General features: G+C 66.2%; 20 protein-coding genes. 11 read left to right on the forward strand and 9 right to left on the reverse strand.

Going from position 1 to position 18,078, the window contains the following annotated elements; all coding sequences use genetic code 11:
* A complete protein-coding gene (locus ACKUB9_RS16080) occupies positions 1 to 513 on the reverse strand; it encodes a YsnF/AvaK domain-containing protein (RefSeq protein WP_407523876.1) in 513 nt (170 codons plus the stop codon).
* Positions 514 to 749: 236 nt separating this feature from the next.
* Here ACKUB9_RS16080 and ACKUB9_RS16085 point away from each other — a divergent pair, with 236 nt between their 5' ends.
* The 4 genes from ACKUB9_RS16085 (at position 750) to ACKUB9_RS16100 (ending at position 4,104) form a co-directional block, all read left to right on the forward strand.
* Positions 750 to 1,466 (forward strand): glutathione S-transferase N-terminal domain-containing protein, encoded by a 717-nt coding sequence (locus ACKUB9_RS16085; protein ID WP_407523598.1) that lies wholly within the window; start codon positions 750 to 752, stop codon positions 1,464 to 1,466.
* Between the two features lie 340 nt (positions 1,467 to 1,806).
* Positions 1,807 to 3,198 (forward strand): methyl-accepting chemotaxis protein, encoded by a 1,392-nt coding sequence (locus ACKUB9_RS16090; protein ID WP_407523600.1) that lies wholly within the window; start codon positions 1,807 to 1,809, stop codon positions 3,196 to 3,198.
* A 50-nt stretch (positions 3,199 to 3,248) separates the two neighbouring features.
* Positions 3,249 to 3,584, forward strand: coding sequence for a hypothetical protein (locus ACKUB9_RS16095; protein WP_407523602.1), 336 nt, complete (start codon positions 3,249 to 3,251; stop codon positions 3,582 to 3,584).
* A 217-nt stretch (positions 3,585 to 3,801) separates the two neighbouring features.
* On the forward strand, positions 3,802 to 4,104 hold the full coding sequence (locus tag ACKUB9_RS16100; protein WP_407523604.1) for a response regulator: 303 nt from the start codon (positions 3,802 to 3,804) through the stop codon (positions 4,102 to 4,104).
* Positions 4,105 to 4,343: 239 nt separating this feature from the next.
* Here the strand turns inward: ACKUB9_RS16100 and ACKUB9_RS16105 are convergent, their stop codons facing one another.
* The 3 genes from ACKUB9_RS16105 to ACKUB9_RS16115 form a co-directional block, all read right to left on the reverse strand.
* On the reverse strand, positions 4,344 to 4,979 hold the full coding sequence (locus ACKUB9_RS16105; protein WP_407523606.1) for an NAD(P)-dependent oxidoreductase: 636 nt from the start codon (positions 4,977 to 4,979) through the stop codon (positions 4,344 to 4,346).
* 75 nt (positions 4,980 to 5,054) lie between these two features.
* Positions 5,055 to 5,330, reverse strand: a complete 276-nt coding sequence (locus ACKUB9_RS16110; protein ID WP_407523608.1) for a hypothetical protein — start codon at positions 5,328 to 5,330, stop codon at positions 5,055 to 5,057.
* Positions 5,331 to 5,450: 120 nt separating this feature from the next.
* Positions 5,451 to 6,173: a GNAT family N-acetyltransferase gene (locus tag ACKUB9_RS16115; RefSeq protein WP_407523610.1), complete on the reverse strand. Its 723-nt coding sequence runs from the start codon at positions 6,171 to 6,173 to the stop codon at positions 5,451 to 5,453.
* A gap of 190 nt (positions 6,174 to 6,363) precedes the next feature.
* On the opposite strand from ACKUB9_RS16115, the gene ACKUB9_RS16120 reads away from it, so the two are divergent.
* Complete coding sequence (locus ACKUB9_RS16120; RefSeq protein ID WP_407523612.1) at positions 6,364 to 6,885, forward strand: hypothetical protein; 522 nt, start codon at positions 6,364 to 6,366, stop codon at positions 6,883 to 6,885.
* 5 nt (positions 6,886 to 6,890) lie between these two features.
* Here ACKUB9_RS16120 and ACKUB9_RS16125 read toward each other — a convergent pair whose 3' ends face one another.
* Both ACKUB9_RS16125 and ACKUB9_RS16130 read right to left on the reverse strand, forming a co-directional pair.
* Positions 6,891 to 7,031 carry a hypothetical protein gene (locus ACKUB9_RS16125; protein ID WP_407523614.1) on the reverse strand — a complete coding sequence of 47 codons (141 nt, stop codon included), beginning with the start codon at positions 7,029 to 7,031 and terminating at the stop codon, positions 6,891 to 6,893.
* Between the two features lie 31 nt (positions 7,032 to 7,062).
* Entirely contained in the window at positions 7,063 to 8,802 is a 1,740-nt protein-coding gene (locus tag ACKUB9_RS16130; RefSeq protein ID WP_407523616.1) for a potassium/proton antiporter, read from the reverse strand.
* Positions 8,803 to 9,008: 206 nt separating this feature from the next.
* Between ACKUB9_RS16130 and ACKUB9_RS16135 the strand changes: the two genes are divergently transcribed.
* The 5 genes from ACKUB9_RS16135 to ACKUB9_RS16155 all read left to right on the forward strand — a co-directional run bounded on the left by ACKUB9_RS16135 (position 9,009) and on the right by ACKUB9_RS16155 (position 12,865).
* On the forward strand, positions 9,009 to 9,509 hold the full coding sequence (locus tag ACKUB9_RS16135; RefSeq protein ID WP_407523618.1) for a hypothetical protein: 501 nt from the start codon (positions 9,009 to 9,011) through the stop codon (positions 9,507 to 9,509).
* A gap of 256 nt (positions 9,510 to 9,765) precedes the next feature.
* Entirely contained in the window at positions 9,766 to 10,206 is a 441-nt protein-coding gene (locus ACKUB9_RS16140) for a hypothetical protein (RefSeq protein ID WP_407523620.1), read from the forward strand.
* Between the two features lie 222 nt (positions 10,207 to 10,428).
* On the forward strand, positions 10,429 to 10,629 hold the full coding sequence (locus ACKUB9_RS16145; protein ID WP_407523622.1) for a hypothetical protein: 201 nt from the start codon (positions 10,429 to 10,431) through the stop codon (positions 10,627 to 10,629).
* Positions 10,630 to 11,228: 599 nt separating this feature from the next.
* On the forward strand, positions 11,229 to 11,480 hold the full coding sequence (locus ACKUB9_RS16150; RefSeq protein WP_407523624.1) for a hypothetical protein: 252 nt from the start codon (positions 11,229 to 11,231) through the stop codon (positions 11,478 to 11,480).
* A gap of 80 nt (positions 11,481 to 11,560) precedes the next feature.
* Positions 11,561 to 12,865, forward strand: coding sequence for a pilus assembly protein TadG-related protein (locus tag ACKUB9_RS16155; protein WP_407523626.1), 1,305 nt, complete (start codon positions 11,561 to 11,563; stop codon positions 12,863 to 12,865).
* Positions 12,866 to 13,025: 160 nt separating this feature from the next.
* Here ACKUB9_RS16155 and ACKUB9_RS16160 read toward each other — a convergent pair whose 3' ends face one another.
* Both ACKUB9_RS16160 and ACKUB9_RS16165 read right to left on the reverse strand, forming a co-directional pair.
* Positions 13,026 to 16,256, reverse strand: a complete 3,231-nt coding sequence (locus tag ACKUB9_RS16160) for an ATP-binding protein (RefSeq protein WP_407523628.1) — start codon at positions 16,254 to 16,256, stop codon at positions 13,026 to 13,028.
* A 96-nt stretch (positions 16,257 to 16,352) separates the two neighbouring features.
* Positions 16,353 to 16,793 (reverse strand): SgcJ/EcaC family oxidoreductase, encoded by a 441-nt coding sequence (locus ACKUB9_RS16165; RefSeq protein ID WP_407523630.1) that lies wholly within the window; start codon positions 16,791 to 16,793, stop codon positions 16,353 to 16,355.
* Positions 16,794 to 16,920: 127 nt separating this feature from the next.
* On the opposite strand from ACKUB9_RS16165, the gene ACKUB9_RS16170 reads away from it, so the two are divergent.
* On the forward strand, positions 16,921 to 17,172 hold the full coding sequence (locus ACKUB9_RS16170) for a hypothetical protein (RefSeq protein ID WP_407523632.1): 252 nt from the start codon (positions 16,921 to 16,923) through the stop codon (positions 17,170 to 17,172).
* A gap of 142 nt (positions 17,173 to 17,314) precedes the next feature.
* Here ACKUB9_RS16170 and ACKUB9_RS16175 read toward each other — a convergent pair whose 3' ends face one another.
* A complete protein-coding gene (locus tag ACKUB9_RS16175) occupies positions 17,315 to 17,938 on the reverse strand; it encodes a sigma-70 family RNA polymerase sigma factor (RefSeq protein WP_407523634.1) in 624 nt (207 codons plus the stop codon).
* Positions 17,939 to 18,078 lie beyond the last annotated feature (140 nt).

The raw sequence follows: 18,078 nt of genomic DNA on the forward strand, positions 1-18,078 counted from the left end.
CTACTCCTCGGTAGTTGGCTCTGAGGTGATGGTGCCATCGGGCCGGATGCGCTCGATGGTGGCGTGCTGCTTGTGCAGCGTGACGGGCACTTCCACGTCCTCGCCCCTGGTGGTCTGGCGGATGTGCACTTCTTCCTTGAGGACGAGGCGCTTCTCGACTACGAGCACCTCCTCCAGGACGGGGATGATGGTGACCCCTGCCTCTGTGCGGACCTGTGGGGCAGGTTCGCCCTCCTGGATGATGCGGTCGATGGGAACACGCGTGACGCCGACCGCATCACTGCGCAGGGTCTCGCGCAGCACTTGTTCGTTGACCTCGGTGTGCGTGTGGACGCGCACGCGGCCCTTCTCGACGACGCGTTTGTCGATCCGAGCGGTCTCCTCTGCGAGCGGGATGACGGCGTCGGCGCTCACCGACTCCGTGGCCGTGGCCCGGTGTCCTGCTCCAAGGGCATGCGAGCCGACCTGATTGGACACGAACGGATCCTGCACGCTGTCGGGTCTGTTGCTCATCGTCTCGCCTTGCTCGGCGAGAAAACTGACCAGGAGTATGCGGGTTCCAGCGATGTGAACGGAATTCACATCGGCTAAGCTCCCACACGACAAGACATTCTCATGACAGCCTGACGTGAGAAAAGTAGACCACCTGAGAGCGGCAGCACGCGTTCGCCTGCCGATCGGCCATGCACGAAGGCGCAGGCTGTAGCCGCAGGTCTCGACAGGGATGATCGGCAGACCACATCCTCTCCATGGCTGGTCGCGAAGCCCGTCTGTTCGTTCTCGCGCCGTCGCACTTCTGCGAGCGGGCGCGGTGGGCGCTCGACCACGCTGGCGTGATCTACCGGGAGGTGCGCTGCGCCCCCGGGCCGCACGCGCTGATCGCGATACGCCTTGGGACGGGGACGGCGCTACCGATCCTGAACACCGGCACCCAGGTGATCCAGGGCAGCGACCGCATCCTGACTTGGACCGGGATCAGTGGCGGTGATCCTGATCTCGAAGGCCGCTTCGAGCGCTGGGTCGGCCCGCTGGTGCGGCGCTACCTCTACAGCGCGCTGCTCCACCACCCGTCCTCGAAGGTCCGCGAGATCCTGCTTGATGGTGTCCCTCGCCCGCAGGCGCTGATGGGTCGGCTGCTGTGGCCCTTGACGCGCCAGCGGATGATCCGGGGCATGGAAGCCTGGGCCGACGCGCGTCCTGGGCTGGAGCGGCAGGTCGAAGCGGCGCTCGACTGGTTCGACGCGCAGGTGGCTGGGCGGCACTACCTTGTCGGCGGCGGCTTCGGCCGTGCTGACATCACGGCGGCCAGCCTGCTGGCGCCGCTCGCCCGCCCGGCAGCCTGCCCGCTGTACCGGCACCTCAGCCTACCGTTCGCGGTCGAGGATGCGTTGCGCGGCTGGCGCAAGCGCCGATCCCTGTTCTGGGTCGAGCGGATCTACGCGGAGCACCGTCATTCCGACAAATAGCAACCAGTGTGGCGATCCGCCACGCAACGATGATCTCTAAGAATACATTCCTGCTGACAACTCGTCGCAGGTTGCATTTTGCAAGGACGACCTCTCTGAGCGGTAGCCTTCCTCGTTCAAGCGGGCGTCGCGTTGCAGGGCCTCGTTATCATATCATAATGTCCTGTGTTATCGATTGAACCTCGCGGCACAAACTGAAGTTGTGATCAGATAGGCTTGATGCCAGCCTGTGACATCTTGTGCAATCGCGGCTCAAGCTGATGAGACAGCAAAACATAAACCCCTCATTAGGAGCTTGTGCTGTACGGTCTCGTACAATCCGCACGCAGGACGAGCAGCCATGTTCGGCAAATTCCGGGTCGTCAAGGACAGGGCTAGCACGGGCGCCGTCACGCGCAGCAAGACAGGCGCGAGCCGCCAGGAGCTTGAAGCCAAGCTCGCGGCGCTCAGCAGGTCGCTGGCCACCATCGAGTTCGCACCGGACGGCACCATCCTGGATGCCAATCCCAACTTCCTCCAGGCGGTCGGCTACGACCTCGACGAGATCCAGGGCAAGCACCACGCCCTGTTCGTCGAGCCCGCCGAGGCCGCCAGCACAGCCTACAAGGAGTTCTGGGCCTCCCTCCGCCGCGGCCAGTATCAGGCCGCCGAGTACAAGCGCTTCGGCAAGGGCGGACGCGAGATCTGGATCCAGGCCACCTACAACCCGGTGCTCGACGCCTCCGGCACGCCCGTCAAGGTGCTCAAGTTCGCCACCGACGTCACGGCCCAGAAGATGCGCGGCGCCGACCTCGACGGGCAGGTCGCGGCCATCAACAAGAGCCAAGCCGTCATCCACTTCGCCATGGACGGCACCATCCTGGACGCCAACGACAACTTTCTCGACGCGATGGGCTACCGGCTGGCCGAGATCCAGGGCCAGCACCACCAGATGTTCGTCGCGCGCGCCTACGCGGCGAGCCGCGAGTACCAGGAGTTCTGGCAGAAGCTGCGCCGGGGCGAGTTCCACTCGGCCATCTACTCGCGGCTGGGCAAGAACGGGCGCGAGGTGTTCATCCAGGCCACCTACAACCCGATCCGTGACATGAGCGGGCGGCCATTCAAGGTGGTCAAGTACGCCACCGACATCACCGAGAACATGCGCGCGCGGACCCAGGCGATCGGGTCGGCCGAGCAGACCCTGATGAACGTGCAGACGGTGGCTGCGGCAGCCGAGGAGATGAACGCCTCGGTGCGCGAGATCACCGGAGCGATGGGCCGCTCGAAGGCGGCGGTGGACCTGATCCACGGGCACACCATCACCGCCGATCGCTCGACGGCGCAGTTGCGTCGGGCGGCCGAGGCGATGGACGGAGTGGTACAACTGATCACCAAGACGGCCGAGCAGATCAACCTCTTGTCCTTGAACGCGACGATCGAGTCGATGCGGGCGGGCGAGGCAGGCAAGGGCTTCGCGGTGGTGGCCAACGAGGTGAAGACGCTGGCCAACCAGACCACGGCGGCGACGGGCAAGATCTCGGAGCAGATCGGGGCGATGCAGGCGGTCTCGACGGAGGTGGTGGAGACGCTGGCGGCGATCAGCACGCAGTTCGGCTCGGTGCAGGGCTTCGTGACGGGGGCGGCGAGCGCGATCGAGCAGCAGAGTGCGGTGACGCAGGAGATCTCGGCCAACATGCAGACGGCCGCGCAGGGTGTGGAGAGCATCACCCGCAGCCTCGCGGCGTGGCGGTAGTGCGGCATGGCTACGGTCGGATCGCCTGTCGCAAGAATGGAGAGCCCTGGATGAGCGCGCAACTTTTGTCTCTGCCGTTGCCTCATCTGGTGGCCGCGGTGGAGCGGATCGAGGCGGAGACCGGTACTGACGTACTGGCGGCGGCTCGGGCCGAGCACCTCGAAGCGCTGTCGTCCCTGGTGGAGCATGTGCGAAGCGAGATCAGGGTCCTTGCGGCCAGGGCGACGGCGGCTCTCGGAGTACCGGGCAGGCTCTCGAATGCCGACGTGGATCTGGCCGTGTCACTCGGACACCTCGCGGGCGAGCTTGATCAGCTTGCGATGCTGGTCGAGAGCCGTCTGACCACGACCGCCGCAGAACCGCGTTCTCATCGTGCAACTCCGTAGGAGGCTGGTGCGCGCACAGGTCGTGATCGGAGCCGCCACAACACTCAGGCCAGCGCAGTCATGATCTCCTCGGTGAGGCCACCGTAGGTGGAAGCCGAATTCGACGGGAAGCGGCGCAGGGTGCGGCCAGTGCCCACCGACCGGACGCACCGATTGAGATTTGCACGCCAACGCCTGTTGATGCGAGGGTGCTTCCCCGGAGAGGGCGGGAGGTGCCATGTCTGAGAGCCACCCCCTTGCAGGATGCAGGGTGTTCGTCGTTGAGGACGACTATTTCATCAGTGATGATCTGGCTAACTTCTTGACTGCCGCCGGAGCGACAGTCGTCGGACCCGTATCTCAAATAGATCTAGCGATGGATCAAGTCAAAATTGACGAATTTGAGGTTGTGGTTTTGGACATCAATCTGCGAAATGAAATGTCGTACTCAGTCGCAGACGAGTTAAGGCGACAGAAAATACCATTTATCTTTGCGACCGGATATGATAAAAAGCCAACCCAGAGCGTTTTGCGGGCGTGAAGCGTTGGGAAAAACCTTACCACATGAATGATCTTGTTGTCGATATCGCGAGCCTTTGCCCCAAAATTCGCCCCGCCTAGCGATCTATACGCGGCTTCAATGGTGGTTAGCTGTGCGGCGGTCGGTTCGCCTCAGCGGCATCAAGCTCTGCGATTTTCCCGGGCGATCAAGTCGCGGTGCTCCTTCCGGTTCTGCAACGCGGTGTTCGATCGCCTGGAAGCACACACTGCCTGCCGCCCTCACTGGATCAGCACGGGCGTCCGCCCGACGTACTGCCGGTTCTCGATCTGGCGGACGAGGAAGTCGGCCACGGCCGAGCGGGAGATGAAGCCGCCCTTCCATGAGGCGGGTTCGCCGAGCACCATGTAGCCGCTCGCCCGCCTGCTGTTGGTGAGAATGCCCGGCCGCACGATGGTCCAGGCGAGGCTGCTGGTACGGATGATCATCTCCTGCACGTCCTTGTCGTCGTAGGCCCGGCCGAACACGATCTGGAAGGGCATGAGGTGCAGCAGGCTGATCGCCGCGCGGCTGTCACCTGCCCCGAAGCCCGTGACGGCGATCAGACGCGACACGTCCGCGGCCTCCATGGCTCGGACGAGCACCTGGGTTGCCTCGGAGAACAGGGTCACGAGGTGGAACAGTTCCCGCGCGGGAACGCCCAGGGCCTGGATGACCACGTCGATGCCGCTGAGAGCCTGCGCGACGTCGCCCTCATGCCGGGCGTCCCCGTCGACCTTCTCCAGTCGCTCGTGCGTGATCGGGATCCGCGAGGCCGTGCGGGCGAAGGCGCGCACGCGATGACCCTGCTTGAGGGAGGCCCGCACAGTGGCGAGCCCGATGCCCTGGCTGGCCCCGATGATCAGGACGTGGGCCATGCCGAGGCTCCGGCCCGCCGCAACGGTCTCGGATACAGAGACTGCAAGCGTGACATGAGAACACGAACCTCCGCGTTAGGCATGGTGGCGCAAGGCTCCTCGCAGACGCGAAGGCGTTGCTCGATGATGTCGCCGGGCATCGACGTAGACGGAAGCGGGGGTGCGATGGACTGGCTTGCTCATGTAGTAGCCGTTGCTGGCCAAGGCGATCGCGTTGCTGACAACCAGATCGCCGAGCACGGCCCAGGCTGTGGCACCACCGGGCCCGATCCCCTCGTGCGCCCGTACAGTCGGCACGGCAGTCTGCACCACGACGCCCGCGGTTAGCAGGACGGACACGATCTTCCTCATGACGGTCTCGGGTTCTGAGGTGAGACGAACGTGAACTGGCACGTTGCAGTATGCAAATCACGTTGTTGGCACAGAGAAGATGCATTGCACCATTGGTGCACCCGGTGAAAGCAGTGCAACTTACTCAGGCGCAAGCGGCAAAGCATTCTGCCGGAGTTCGTCGAGCCGTTTGCGCTGGCGGCCTGCACCGTCGAAGTTCGCAGGATCAAGCCAGCGCCCGTAAGCCGCGCGATGGGAGGGCCACTCGTGATCGAGGATCGAGTACCACGCCGTGTCCCGGCTCTCGCCCTTGACCACCATGTGCTGGCGAAAGATCCCCTCGAAGGTGTAGCCGAAGCGCTCCGCCGCCCGGCGCGAGGGCGCGTTGCGGGCGTTGCAGCGCCATTGGTAGCGCCGATAGCCGAGCCCGAACACGTAGTCCGCCAGCAGGAAGAACGCCTCGGTTGCCACCCGGGTGCCCGCGATGCGCGGCCCCCACAGGATGTGCCCGATCTCGGCGCTGCCGTGGGCGGTGCTGATATCCATCAGACTCTGCCGCCCCTCGATGTGGCCTGTGGCCGTGTCGATCACCGCAAAGTAGAGCGGGTCGGCCGACGCAGCCTTCGCCGTCAACCAGTCGTCCAATTCGCGGCGGGAGGCAGGCACCGGATCGGGCAGCCAGCAGTGCAGGCGCTCGGCCTCGGGTCCCGAGACGACCTCGAACAACTGGTCACCGTGAAGAGCGGGATCGAGCGGCTCCAGGCGACAGTAGCGGCCGTCGATCGGCTGCCGCTCGGGCGAGGGCCATTGATCAGGAAAACGCACCATCTTGACCTCCGTGTCGGCATGAACAGGCAAACCCATCGATCCATCTACCCGCCCCCCGGCCAGGATACCGCCATCGACAATCGCGAGAGTGATCGTCCGCGCGATGCCGAAGCAGGTCTCCGTGTTCCGCGGCAGGTGCGAGAAGCGGGGTGCGGCGGCGCGGACCCGTTGACGCGCACGCAGACCGCTCCACCCTCAGTTCGGGGGCGCGTCACGGACGACGGCCATGCAGCAGTTCGAGCATATTCTCCGCTGGCGGCTGACGACGGGCTCGCACCCGTTCCCCGGCCCGGATGGCGGCACCTGCATCAACGAGGCCGCCGTAGTGGCGGCCGGGTTCCCGTACCAGTCGGTGCGCCGGGTCGAGGAGATGCCGCGCTGCTTCTCGCGGCCGATCTGCCGGTTGGCCATGATCCTGAACGACGAGGCCGACGACGCGCAGCGCCAGCGGCTGCTTCCTTTCGTGACCCGGCTGTCCTGCGCGGACGAGGCGTCGGTCGAGCGCGAGCGGGAGGTGTACATCGCCGCGCACCTCGGCTGGCAGCAAGTAACCTTCGACCAGGGTCTGCGCGTACTCGCCGGGGCGTTGGCGATCGGACGGCAGGCGGAGCCGCTGGGCGAGGCGGACGTGCGCGCCCGGTTGGCGGCGGCGTGCTCGGTCGCCCAGGCCGCGGCGGTGGCGCCCGCGTCGTCGCTGGTGGACAAACTGGTTGTATGGTTCAGGAGCAAGGAGACGGAGGACGCCTGAGCGAGTCAGGCGGTTCCCGGCGGGACGTTGAAGTCGCACACCACGCCCTCCGGCCTCAAGCGCAGCCGCACCTCGCCGCCGAGTTCGCCGCTCAGCCCGCACCCGGTCAGGCGTGAGCCGAAGCCCTTGTGCCGGAGTGGCGTCACGGGCACGCCACCGTGCTCCAGTTCGCGGTGATCAGGCCGGAGGAGTGTTCCACGGCTCGCCAGCCTCGTCGTCGAGATCGAGGATCGCGCTGATGAGGACGCCGCCGTCCACGTCGAACGCGACCAGCGCGGCCACTCCAAGTCTGATCACGTCACCGGCTTCGAGGTTCTCCTGGAAACGAGCCGCGAACGCCTCGGCGATCGTGAGCCCCTTCAGGTCGTCCGGCAGCGGCAGCCCGTACAATTCCGTCACGGCGGCCACCGGCACCTCACTCCTGAACACGAAGATGCTGGACACCCGATCCGGCACCTCGCGGTCCCGCGGCGCGAACAGGTCGTCGAGTTGCCGGATCCGCCTCGACGCCACCAGGAAGTAGGCATAGTCGCCGCCCCGCAATCGTCCTGCCTGCTCCGGCGTGAGCACTGCGCCGCCGCGCACCACCAGGATGGACCGGACCCACGTCGGCAGGCGATCGCGCCTGCGCACGGGACTGTCCGGCGCGATCGGGTAACCCACCATCTCGTACTCAAGCTGCCCCGGCAGGTCGATCTCGATCCGCCGCGGCGCGGGTGCGGGCTCCGCCAGGGCAACGCCGAGCCGACGCGCTGTCCAGGTGAGGGTCCAGCCCTGCACCAGCAGCGACACCAGCACCACGAAGAAGGCGACGTTGAAGTAGACCTCGGCGTTCGGCAGTCCCGCCAGCGTCGGGATCGCGGCCAGGAAGATCGACACCGCGCCCCGCAGGCCGACCCAGGCGATGAAGAGCTTCTCGGCGCGGGCGAACCGGAACGGCGCGAGGCACAGCCAGACGGCGGCCGGACGGCCGACGAGGATCAGGAACGCCGCGACGAGCAACCCCGGACCAGCGTGGCGCAGCAGTGTCGTGGGGGTGGCGAGCAGCCCCAGGACGGTGAACATGACGAGTTGCGCGAGCCACGTGGCGGCGTCGAGGAAGGCCGCGATCGCCGGGAAGGCGCGGACCGGGCGGTTCCCCAGGATCAGGCCCGCAAGGTAGACGGCGAGGAACCCGCTGCCGTGGAGAACCGCCGACACCCCGAAGATGAGGACGGCGGTGGCTGTCACGAGCAGCGGGTGCAGGCCGCCGGGTAGCGGGCTTCGGTTCAGAACCCAGGAGAGGGCGAACCCGCCGCCGAGGCCGACGACGGCTCCGACCAGCCCCTGGCTCATTAGGGTGAGCGGCACCTGCCAGCCCGAGGATGCCCCTGCCGCGACCAGCAGGTTGGCGAGGGCGACGGTGAGGAACACGGCCGCGGGATCGTTGAGACCGGACTCGATCTCCAGGGTGGCGCCGACGCGGCGGCGCAGTTGCAGGCCGCGGGTGCGGATGAGGAAGAACACGGCGGCGGCGTCGGTGGAGGCGACGATCGCGCCGAGCAGCAGCCCTTCGAGGGTGTTCAGGTCGAGGATGTGGCTGGCGACTAGCCCGGTAAGCGCCGCGGTGACGAGCACGCCCAGGGTGGCGAGGGCGCCTGCCGGTGCGACGAGGGTGCGGAAGGCGGTGAGGTTCGCGCGCAGACCGCCGTCGAACAGGATGACTGCAAGGGCGAGGGAGCCGATCAGGTAGGTGGTCTGGTAGTCTTCAAAGGGAATGCCACCCGGGCCCTCCTTCCCTGCCAGCATGCCGATGGCCAGGAAGACCAGCAGCAAGGGGGCGCCGAAGCGCGAGGCGACGAGGCTGGAGGCGATCCCGGCGAGGACCAGGAGGGCGCCGAGCAGCAGGGCGAGGTTGATGAGCGTGATGGCGGTCATCGTGTGCTTGCACCTCGGTCGCGAGGGTCTCGCGAGGATGACAGCACGCCGGAGAGGGCATAGCCTTTTCTTGTGCCGAATGCGTTAGGGTAAAATTTCACGGTGTCGCATACTAGGTAGAATACAATACTTTACATGCTGAGAATTTGCTCGCGAGTCCGAGTATGATAGCTTCATGGTTGAGGTCTTTGAGCGTGACGGGAACAGTGGGTGTCGCGATCAGTTTTGATCGCTTGGATCTGCCGCTTGGTCGATTGCTCGGCGTTTCGAGCGAGAGTTGTCTCCAGGCCGTGGAGGAGATGATGCCGACCAGCCTACCTCGACCACCCCTCGGACTGACCGTCGTCGCATTGACCCTCGCCGTCCTGCGGCTCCGCCTGATCGGCTGGCGCGCCGCGCGGGCGAGGGCGCAACACGACCATCGCGGTCTCCTCCGCCTCGTCGACATCTGGACCGAACTTCATCGCCGTACCTTGACCCGGCTCGGACCCGACGCGTTCTCAGAGACTGACCGGGTTTGTGTCCGGGTCTGCGACCGGGTTCGTCGCGTGGTGCCCCGGATCGAGCGCGAGACCCGCCGCCTCGCGTGGGCTGCGGGGCGGATGGAGCGGGCTCGCGCCGCGGCGGACGCGCGAGCCTGCCAGCAGGCTCAGCAGATTGATGCGGCGGCGCGGCAGCGTCTCATACAATTCTGGGCCGAGTTGTAGTCCGGCGCCTCGCGCCAGTTCTCATATAGGAGCCCGCCAAGGTGTCCTGCCGCCGCCGCGTCGAGGTCAGCCGCGGACGCGGTCGTCCGGGTGATGCCGCGGCAGGTCTCCGTCCACGTGTTCGCGACCGATCGCCTGCGGCTGGTGCCTCCTGAGCCGACTGCCCAATGCATGGAGCGCAGCGGCAAGCACCAATAGTTGAGGTCGGGGGCGATCTGTACGAAGGCTTGGTCCCGCAGATCGGGAAAGGGCGCTCATGCGATTTCCGACGCTCGCGGCCAAAACCATCCAGCCCAGGTCCAGTGTGGCGCCCGGAGGGGCGAAGCTCCGGCTCATCCTCGTATTCGCCACCCTCCTGACCGTCGCTGCCGCTGGGACCTGGGTCGCTACCGCGCCAGCCCGTCCCCTTGATCCGGGTCTTGCCCGCGTGATCGGCTTCATGGCCCTGGTCAAGGCCGGGTTGGCCGCGAACGCCCTGGCGGCCTGTCACTGGCGGCTCGCGCAGCCCGCACGCGCGTGGCGAGCCGCGGCCTACGTGGCAGGTCCCCCGCTTATGGTTGTTGGCGTGATCCTGCTGTGGTCACTGTGCGAGCCGGGCCTGGGTGCGCTCGGGTTCTACCTCGGATTGCTGGCGGTGCTTGCCGCCGCCTTCACTGACGAGGACTTCTTCCCCGACCCAAGGCCCCAGAACAACTGACGGGACGCTCGACCTCGCTCTACTGTGGCGGCGGGCCGAGCGAGCCCTCGTTGGCGGTGACCCGGTTCTTGGAGACGGCGCGGCTGCCCGCGGTGGGATGGTGCACGACGGACCCGATCACCTTGACCATGCAGTGTCACTCCTCGGCTGCCCTCGGTTGGCCAACTTCGCGGGCGAGGAGCACGCGTCGCGGTTGGTGTGCCGGGTTTAGATGGAAGAGGCATGCATCACGCCGACGTGGCCGAGAACGATCCGGATTTTGACACGATGCGGGCGCGCCGCTCGCTGGCGGAGTTCCCGCGTGAGGCGATCGAGCACCTGCGCTTGGCCATTCGCAGGCGACTGGTCGCGCGCGGAGTGCCGGAGATCGAGATGGAGGCGCGCATCGGTGACCAATCACGCTGGGCAGTAGGTCGAGCTTGACGGCGCGTCCTGCTAAGCTCCTCTCGACGCGGCCTGTAAGTCGGCAGCCCAGATGCCGATCCGACCGGAGCAGCAATACTTCTACCCGATCGATTGGCCCGAACTCTCGGCTGTAATTCGCTTCCGGCGTGTGGGCGGCAGAAATGAGGGGTGCGGGCGCCCGCATCTTCGGCGAGTTGATCACCTCGGAGATAGGCGTTGGTTTGACCCGGAATTCGAATGCTGGCGTGATGGCAGGGGACTCTGTCTTCGCGGGCGATAGATGGCCGAGGATCTCCTCGGCCTCGTGCGCACAATGTGCGTGGTGCTGGCCACCGCCCATCGGGGCCACATTCGAATTCTTAACTCGCGCGTGCGCCACTGCTGCCCAGAGATCTGGCACAATCGATCGGAACAATCCGATGCTAGAGTTGGCGCACGCACCTCGCATGAGGATCATCAAACTACTCTGCCTGAGTAGCGCTGTATCTGTTACGGCTCACTGTGTATGGGACCACGCGAACATCGAATATACGCGATGCAAGCCATATGCCTTGCCCAGTCTCATTTCGATGCACGGTGATCTCGTGCTCACCTCTGTGCAGGGTGAGCCGTGCTCGATGCAGTTGGCGCACTGGAGTATCGAAGCAGATGATAAATCAATCGTGCTGACGCCTCAGTACACAACCCAGCCAAACAGTGGCTCTGTCGAAATCAGAAATAAAATTTTGATCTACAGAGGAAAAACTTCTGCGTCTGAGCCGGATAATTTCCGCGTCGATCTGGAGGATAGCCTAAAGACAGTCCGACGAGAGGTCATTGTCACCATCATGCCTAAAGGACACCCGCAGGCCGCGGATGGCCGAGAATGATAGTCGCACGCGATGTCCGACAGGCACGGATTGCGGCGAGAGCGCGAGCGGTCGCCTTCCTTCGCGACCGGCGCGGCGCGGTGGCGATCGTCTTCGTCATCGCCCTCCCCATGCTGTTAGGCGCTGTCTCGGCTGGCATCGAGTACGGCCGCCTGCTGCATCGCCGCGCCCAGCTTCAGACCGCCGCGGACGCCGCAGCCCTGGCGGGCGGCAACATGCTCAAGCTCGTCAACACCGACGATGCCGCCGTGCGCAGTGCGGCCCTTCAGGTGTTCGCCACCCAGGCGCAGACACCGCCCGACCGCAGGTCGACCGCGACCGCCCACGTGACGGACCGGCGCGGCGGCGTCGAGGTCGCCGTAGAGGAGACGGTGCCGAGCCTCATGGGCAAGCTCCTCAGCCTGCCCTCCATGACGGTGAGCGTGCGAGCAACGGCGCAACTGATGAACCAGCTACGCCTCTGCGCCTTGGCGCTCGACGCCTCCGCCAAGGGTACGCTCTACCTGGAGAAGGATGCGCAGGTCACCGCGCTCGACTGCTCGATCTACTCGAACTCCCGTCACGGTCAGGGTGTGCTGGCGGGCGACAACGCGACCGTCAGGGCGCAGTCGATCTGCTCGGCGGGCGGCTATGAGGCCCCGAAGGCGAACTTCACGCCCACGCCGATCCCGCAGTGCGCGCCGATCCCCGATCCGCTCAAGGATCAGGTTCTGCCGACACCCGGATCCTGCATCATGCTCCCCTCCTACATCAGCCCGAAATCCGCGACCGAGGGCAAGAACGAGATCAAGGACGTCACCGCCACCCTCAGCCCGGGCACCTACTGCGGTGGCTTGAAGATCACCGGCAAGTCACAGATCACGCTCAATCCCGGTATCTACGTCATCAAGGACGGGCCGCTGGTGGTCGAGAAGAAGGCCAGTCTGTCGGGCAGCGAGGTCGGGCTGTTCTTCACTGGCGACAAGGGCGGCCTGCGGTTCGACAAGGACACCACCGTCTCGCTCGCCGCGCGCACCTCCGCCCCGATGGCGGGCCTGCTCATCGCCGAGGAGCGCACGGTCGCCAACCCGGTCGTGGCCGTTCTGGACGAACTGGTGCCGCCCGCACCCCCTCTTCCGGGCGGCACCAAGCCCCTGCGCGAGTACCGGATCATCAGCGACAACACCCGGACGATGCTCGGCACCATCTACCTGCCAGCCGGGCGGCTGGTGATCGATGCCAAGAAGCCGGTGGCGGACCAGTCGGCCTACACGGTCATCGTGGCGCGACAGATCAACCTCTACGAGGGGCCGAACCTCTTCCTGAACACCAACTACGGCGCGACCACCGTGCCGGTGCCGGAGGGAGTTGGTCCAAGGGTCGGCGCCATAACCCTGGCCAAGTGACACCCGTCCCTGCTTTCGGGGTGTGGCAGGGTATCGAAACATGAAACCACATGCCCGAGCACCTAATCCGAATTTTCTACGGCGTATCGCCGTTTCGTCCTCGATCTGTCCAAGCAGATCCTGTCCCGCTGCGGTTTATCTGATGAGACGGATTTGCCGATCAGACCTGCTGGTGTTTGACAAAATCTGCGCTCAGGCGCGTGATCTCGGCCAGGGTCGCACGGCGAGCCTCGGCCAGTCGTGCCAGAACACTCTCAAGATCCTGCTGCGCGGCGCATGCCTGTTCCAGGTCACGGCAGACCTGGGCGAGGCCGGTGAACCCGAGCAGGCCCGCCCCTGACACCATCGCGTGCGCGTCCGCGGCCAGACGCTTGCGTCCGACCGCCTCGCCGAACCGGGAGCGCAGGTCCGCCGCCAACCGCATCAGCAGGCCGAGCATCATCTCATGCCCGGTCACCTCCAACATCTCCTCGTACATCGCCAGATCCAGAACCGGTTCGGTCGAGACAGAGGGGATTGCCGTGGCCTCCTCCTGGCTCTCGGTACGCATCCAGCGCGCGACGGCGGCGTGCAGATCCTCGCGGCGGAACGGCTTGCCGACATGATCATCCATGCCCGCCTCCCGGAACTGCGCCACCTGCCGCGGCAACACGTTGGCCGTCATGGCAATGATCGGCAGGCGGCTGATGGGGTGATCGAGCGCACGGATGCGCCCCGCGGCCGTTTGCCCGTCCATGCCCGCCATCTGCACGTCCATCAGCACGAGGTCGTAGCCGCGGGTCTGCACCGCCATGACGGCCTCCGCGCCATCGCCGACGACCTCGACCGTGTGCCCTGCCGCTTCCAGCATCGCGCGGGCGATGTCCTGGTTGATGGCGTTGTCGTCGGCGAGCAGGATGCGCGCGGGTCGCGCGGCAGCAACCCGCATCCTCTCCGCACTGGCGACGCCCTGGCGCTCGCCCGCAGCACGCGGCAGGGTAACCGCGAACCAGAAAGTGGACCCCGCGCCCGGCGTGCTCTCGACGCCGATCTCGCCGTCCATCGCCTCAATCAGCCGCCTGCTGATCGCCAGCCCCAGGCCCGTGCCGCCGAACGCGCGCCGGATCGAACCATCGACTTGGCTGAAGCGCTGGAATAGGCGCGCACGCTTGTCCGGCGGGATGCCGATCCCGGTGTCCTTCACCTCGACCCGGATCCGGCACACGCTGTCAGTCACGGGCTCGGACGAGAGCGTGAGCGTCACGCCGCCCACGGCCGTGAACTTGACGGCGTTGTTGAGCAGGTTGAGCAGCACCTGCCGCAAGCGATCCGGATCACCCACGAACATGCCCGTGAGCGCGGGGTCGATCTGGACCGTGAGGGCGAGGGGCTTGGCCTCGGCCGCGATGCGCACGATCGCCACGGCCTCCTCGATCAGCGTCGCGGGCGCGAAGGGCCGCGGATCGAGGTCGATCTGCCCCGCCTCGATCTTCGAGAAATCTAGGATGTCGTTGACGACCGTGAGCAGCGCCTGCCCGGCGCCCTGGATGCGCTCGGCGTGGCAGCGCTGGCGATCGCTCAAGCCACCCTCCTGGAGGAGCAAGTCGGCATGGCCGAGTACGCCGTGAAGGGGCGTGCGGATCTCGTGGCTCATGGAGGCCAGGAACTCGCCCTTGGCCTCGCTAGCTGCCTCCGCCTCGACTTGCGCCTGCTCGGCCCGCTGCCTGCTCTCGTCGAGAGCCTGCTCGATCCTCTTTCGCGCCGTGATGTCGGTGTAGGTGCGTACCGCACTGCCGTCAGGCAGGGGCACCGTGCGGATCTCCAGCACTCTGCCGTTCGGGCGGGTGCGCTCGTAGACGTGCGTGCGCTGCCCGTCGATCCCGTCCGGAGAGACGATCGCCCGCATGGCGTTGCTGGCCTGCGGGAACTCGCCCATGCGGATCTGATAGGCGATGATCTCCTCGCTCGTGGGCTGGCGGCGCATCATCTCCGGGTCGAGGTCGAGCAGCGCGACGGCGCGCTGGCTGACCACCTTGGCCCGGCGGTGCCGGTCCACCAGGATCAGCCCCTGGTCCATGTTGTCCAGCGTGGTGCTCAGCAGCGCCTGCTGCTCGGCCAGTTCGTGCGTGCGGGCCGCGACGCGGCCTTCGAGATCGCGGTTAGCGGCCTGGAGCGCGTCGGCCTGCTGCCGGAGCTTAATGGATGCGGCGGCCAGGGCCGCCCCGACCGCGTTGGCTTCGCGGATGGCGGTGTGGGGCGGGGCGAGGACCTCGCCCTCGCCGAGCGCCCGGGCTGCCTTCGCGAGCAGGCGCTGCGCGGTGAGCATGCGGCGCCCGACGAGGAACGAGAAGGTCAGGGTAACGAGGCCGAGACCGGCGATGGTGGGCAGCAGCACCCGCAGGGACGCCGCGAGCGGCTCGTGCAGGGCGGAACGGGGGATGCCGGTGCTGATGATCCAGCCTGTCAGGGGCGAGCGGCGGTAGCTGGCGAAGACCGGCACGCCGAGAGGGTTGTTGCCCGACCATGTGCCGCGCTCGGCCGTGATCAGATCGAAGCCGGGAAGACGCCCGCCCGTGGTCGCCTCATGATGATCGGAGCGACTGATGATCAGGCCAGTGCGGTCAGTGACGGATCCGGAATAGGGGGCCCTGACCCCGGCCGAAGAGAGCACCTGCCCGAACAGCGAGGCCGGGAGCACCGCGCCGAGCGTGTACGTGATCTTGCCCTGGCGACTGACCGGGACGACGATGCGCACGATCGCCTCTTTGGAGACGGCTCCGGTGAGGAGGTCCGACACCGCAGGCTTGCCCGTCGCGAGCACGGCCTGATCGACCTCGCGCGTAACGCGGGGCAGGGCGGCTCCCCAGGGCAGGCGGGTGTTGACCACCTGCTGCCCGGTCAGATCGCGCAGAACGATGTTGGTGCCCTGCAAGCTGAGAAGCTCGCGGGCCTGCTCGTCGAAGCGCCGGAAGTCGCTGCTGTCGAGGGCTGGCGAGGTGGCGAGCGCCTGAAGGGTGGCGATCTCGCTCGTAAGGAAGCGGTCGATGCGCTCCAGGGCGTCGGCGTTCAGGGCGGCGGTGTCGGTTTCTAGGCGGGCCTGCTCAGCGGCGACCCATCGCTGGAGAAGCAGCGTGGTGACGGTGACCCCGGGCAGGAGCAGGGCGAGCGCGAGGGCGGCGATGTAGACTGAGAGCGAACGCGCACGAGAGTTCGACATCGGGGTCTCCGGGAGCGCGTCGCTCCGGATGCAACCTCGGCGTCGACCTCTCGCAAGTGCCATAGTGGAAAGAGGTTGAATTCGCAGGTGATCGATTGAGTTGCGAGAACGGGTCGGATGCGTGTTTCGAGCGGACGCGACATCATGGCAACATCGGCCCCGCCGACGTGCCCTGATCAGGCGTCTGTCGCCCAAGATTGAAGCCGGACGGCGCGAGCCTCAACGAGAAGAAGATCACAGCAATCACCCTCGGCGAGGAGTGTCGCTGCCGCGTCCTATTTTGAACCTGCCTTACTTCGGCATCGCAGACCGGTGAAAGTGGATGATCTTCCAGTCAGATCCGCGTTTGGCGATGACGAAGGTCACCCGCCCTGGGTTGCTGAACGGCCGACCGTCGAGCACGCCCGTGGAGTCGTTGAGCCCCGTGATCAGGACAGCCTCGTCCGAGAGAACCATCACGTGCTGCGAGGTGATGACCGCGGCTCGCGGTCGACGGGAGAGAAGAGCGTCCTCGAAGTAGCGCCGGATATCCGCTGGATCGGTCACGACCGTCTTGCTTCCGGTGCCCATGAAGAGGGCGTCAGGTGCGTAGAGCTTGGCAATGGCATCTACGTCGGAGGCGGCGAACGCCTCGGTCCACCTCTGCAAGACGTCGAGCGCGTGCTCCTGAGGTCCGGCGGGGGCGGCCGAGGTGAAGGACAGGGTAGCGAGGCCGACCAGAACCGTGCGCATGCGTCATCCCTCACAGGCTCGAAGAGGGCGGAAGCCGCCGCGGCAGTCGATGAGCCGTACCGAGCTTTCTCGGTGTGCAGGCGTTGCTCTCGCCAATTCAGAGTGGCCGAACCAGAGAAGGAGTGCCATGCGCAAGATCGTGTTCGCCGCAGCCGCCACGGGCGCCCTGCTGGTCATGAACGCCCCGAGCTTCGCGCAAGGGATCCGGATCGGACCCGGCGGCGTGGAGGTCGATGATGGGCGCGGCTACCGCGAGGAGCGTGAGGAGCGCCGCTACCGCTGCATGTGCGCCGAACTGCGCGACGCCTGCCGCAACAAGGACGTCTACGGCGAGGAGGGCCAGGGCAACTGCCGCCGCTACCGGCGCACGTGCGGCTGAGCTACGCCTCCGAACATCACCTGGGACCTTGTCACCGCAATTGCCTGAGGGTGAACCGGGCAGACCACTGGAGCATGGTTCAGGAGACGCGCATCTGGACCTGCAAGCGAGACATTCACCTGCGCCCAGGGTGCGCGGCCCCTTATCCCTCGTCTTGCCTCAACCGTGCCGCCAAGGTGGTTCGAGCCCGAGAGACCCGGCTCTTCACCGTTCCGGTCTGACAACCCTGGAGCACGGCCGCGTCCTCGTAGGTGAGGTTATGCCACGCCACCAGAAGCAGCGCCTCACGCTGCTGGCTGGGCAACGTGGACAGGGCGGCCCACAACTCCTTCACCTCGATCCGATCAGTCTGGACCGGCGGTGCAATCAGCCGTTCAGCCGCGACAACACCATCGACGTCCTCAACCTCGCGCTGACGCTTGCGGCAGGTCGTGTAGAAGAGATTGCGCATGATGGTGGTCAACCATCCGCCCAGGTTGGTGCCTGCCTCGAAGCGGTGGTGTGCCTGCCACGCACGCAACAGCGTCTCCTGCACGAGGTCGTCGGCTCGGGCCTCGTTCTTGGTGAGTGAGAGCGCGTAGGAGCGGATCTTTGGGATCTTTGCAACGAGTTCATCGCGAAACGCAGTGGCGGGAGCCGACAGGTCCGCGAGGGCCGCATCGCACCGGGCGACAAGCTCCTGAAGATGAGCGGGCGGTGCCTCCGCGATCACAGCCGCGTACAGGAGCCGCAACTCTGCACCGATGTGGAGGCGTAGGTCCGCCATGAGGCAGGGCCGAGGGACCTCATGGGGGGCTGAAAGGGGCGGAGGTGCCGGGCTGTCGCGCTCTGCTCCGTCCAAGGTCTGCTGCATCACCTCGCCCGCACCCAGAAAGACCCGAACCGGATCAGTGGCTCCCTCCCAAC

Origin of the sequence: Methylobacterium oryzisoli (genome assembly GCF_046557895.1) — a bacterium.
Taxonomy (GTDB): domain Bacteria; phylum Pseudomonadota; class Alphaproteobacteria; order Rhizobiales; family Beijerinckiaceae; genus Methylobacterium; species Methylobacterium oryzisoli.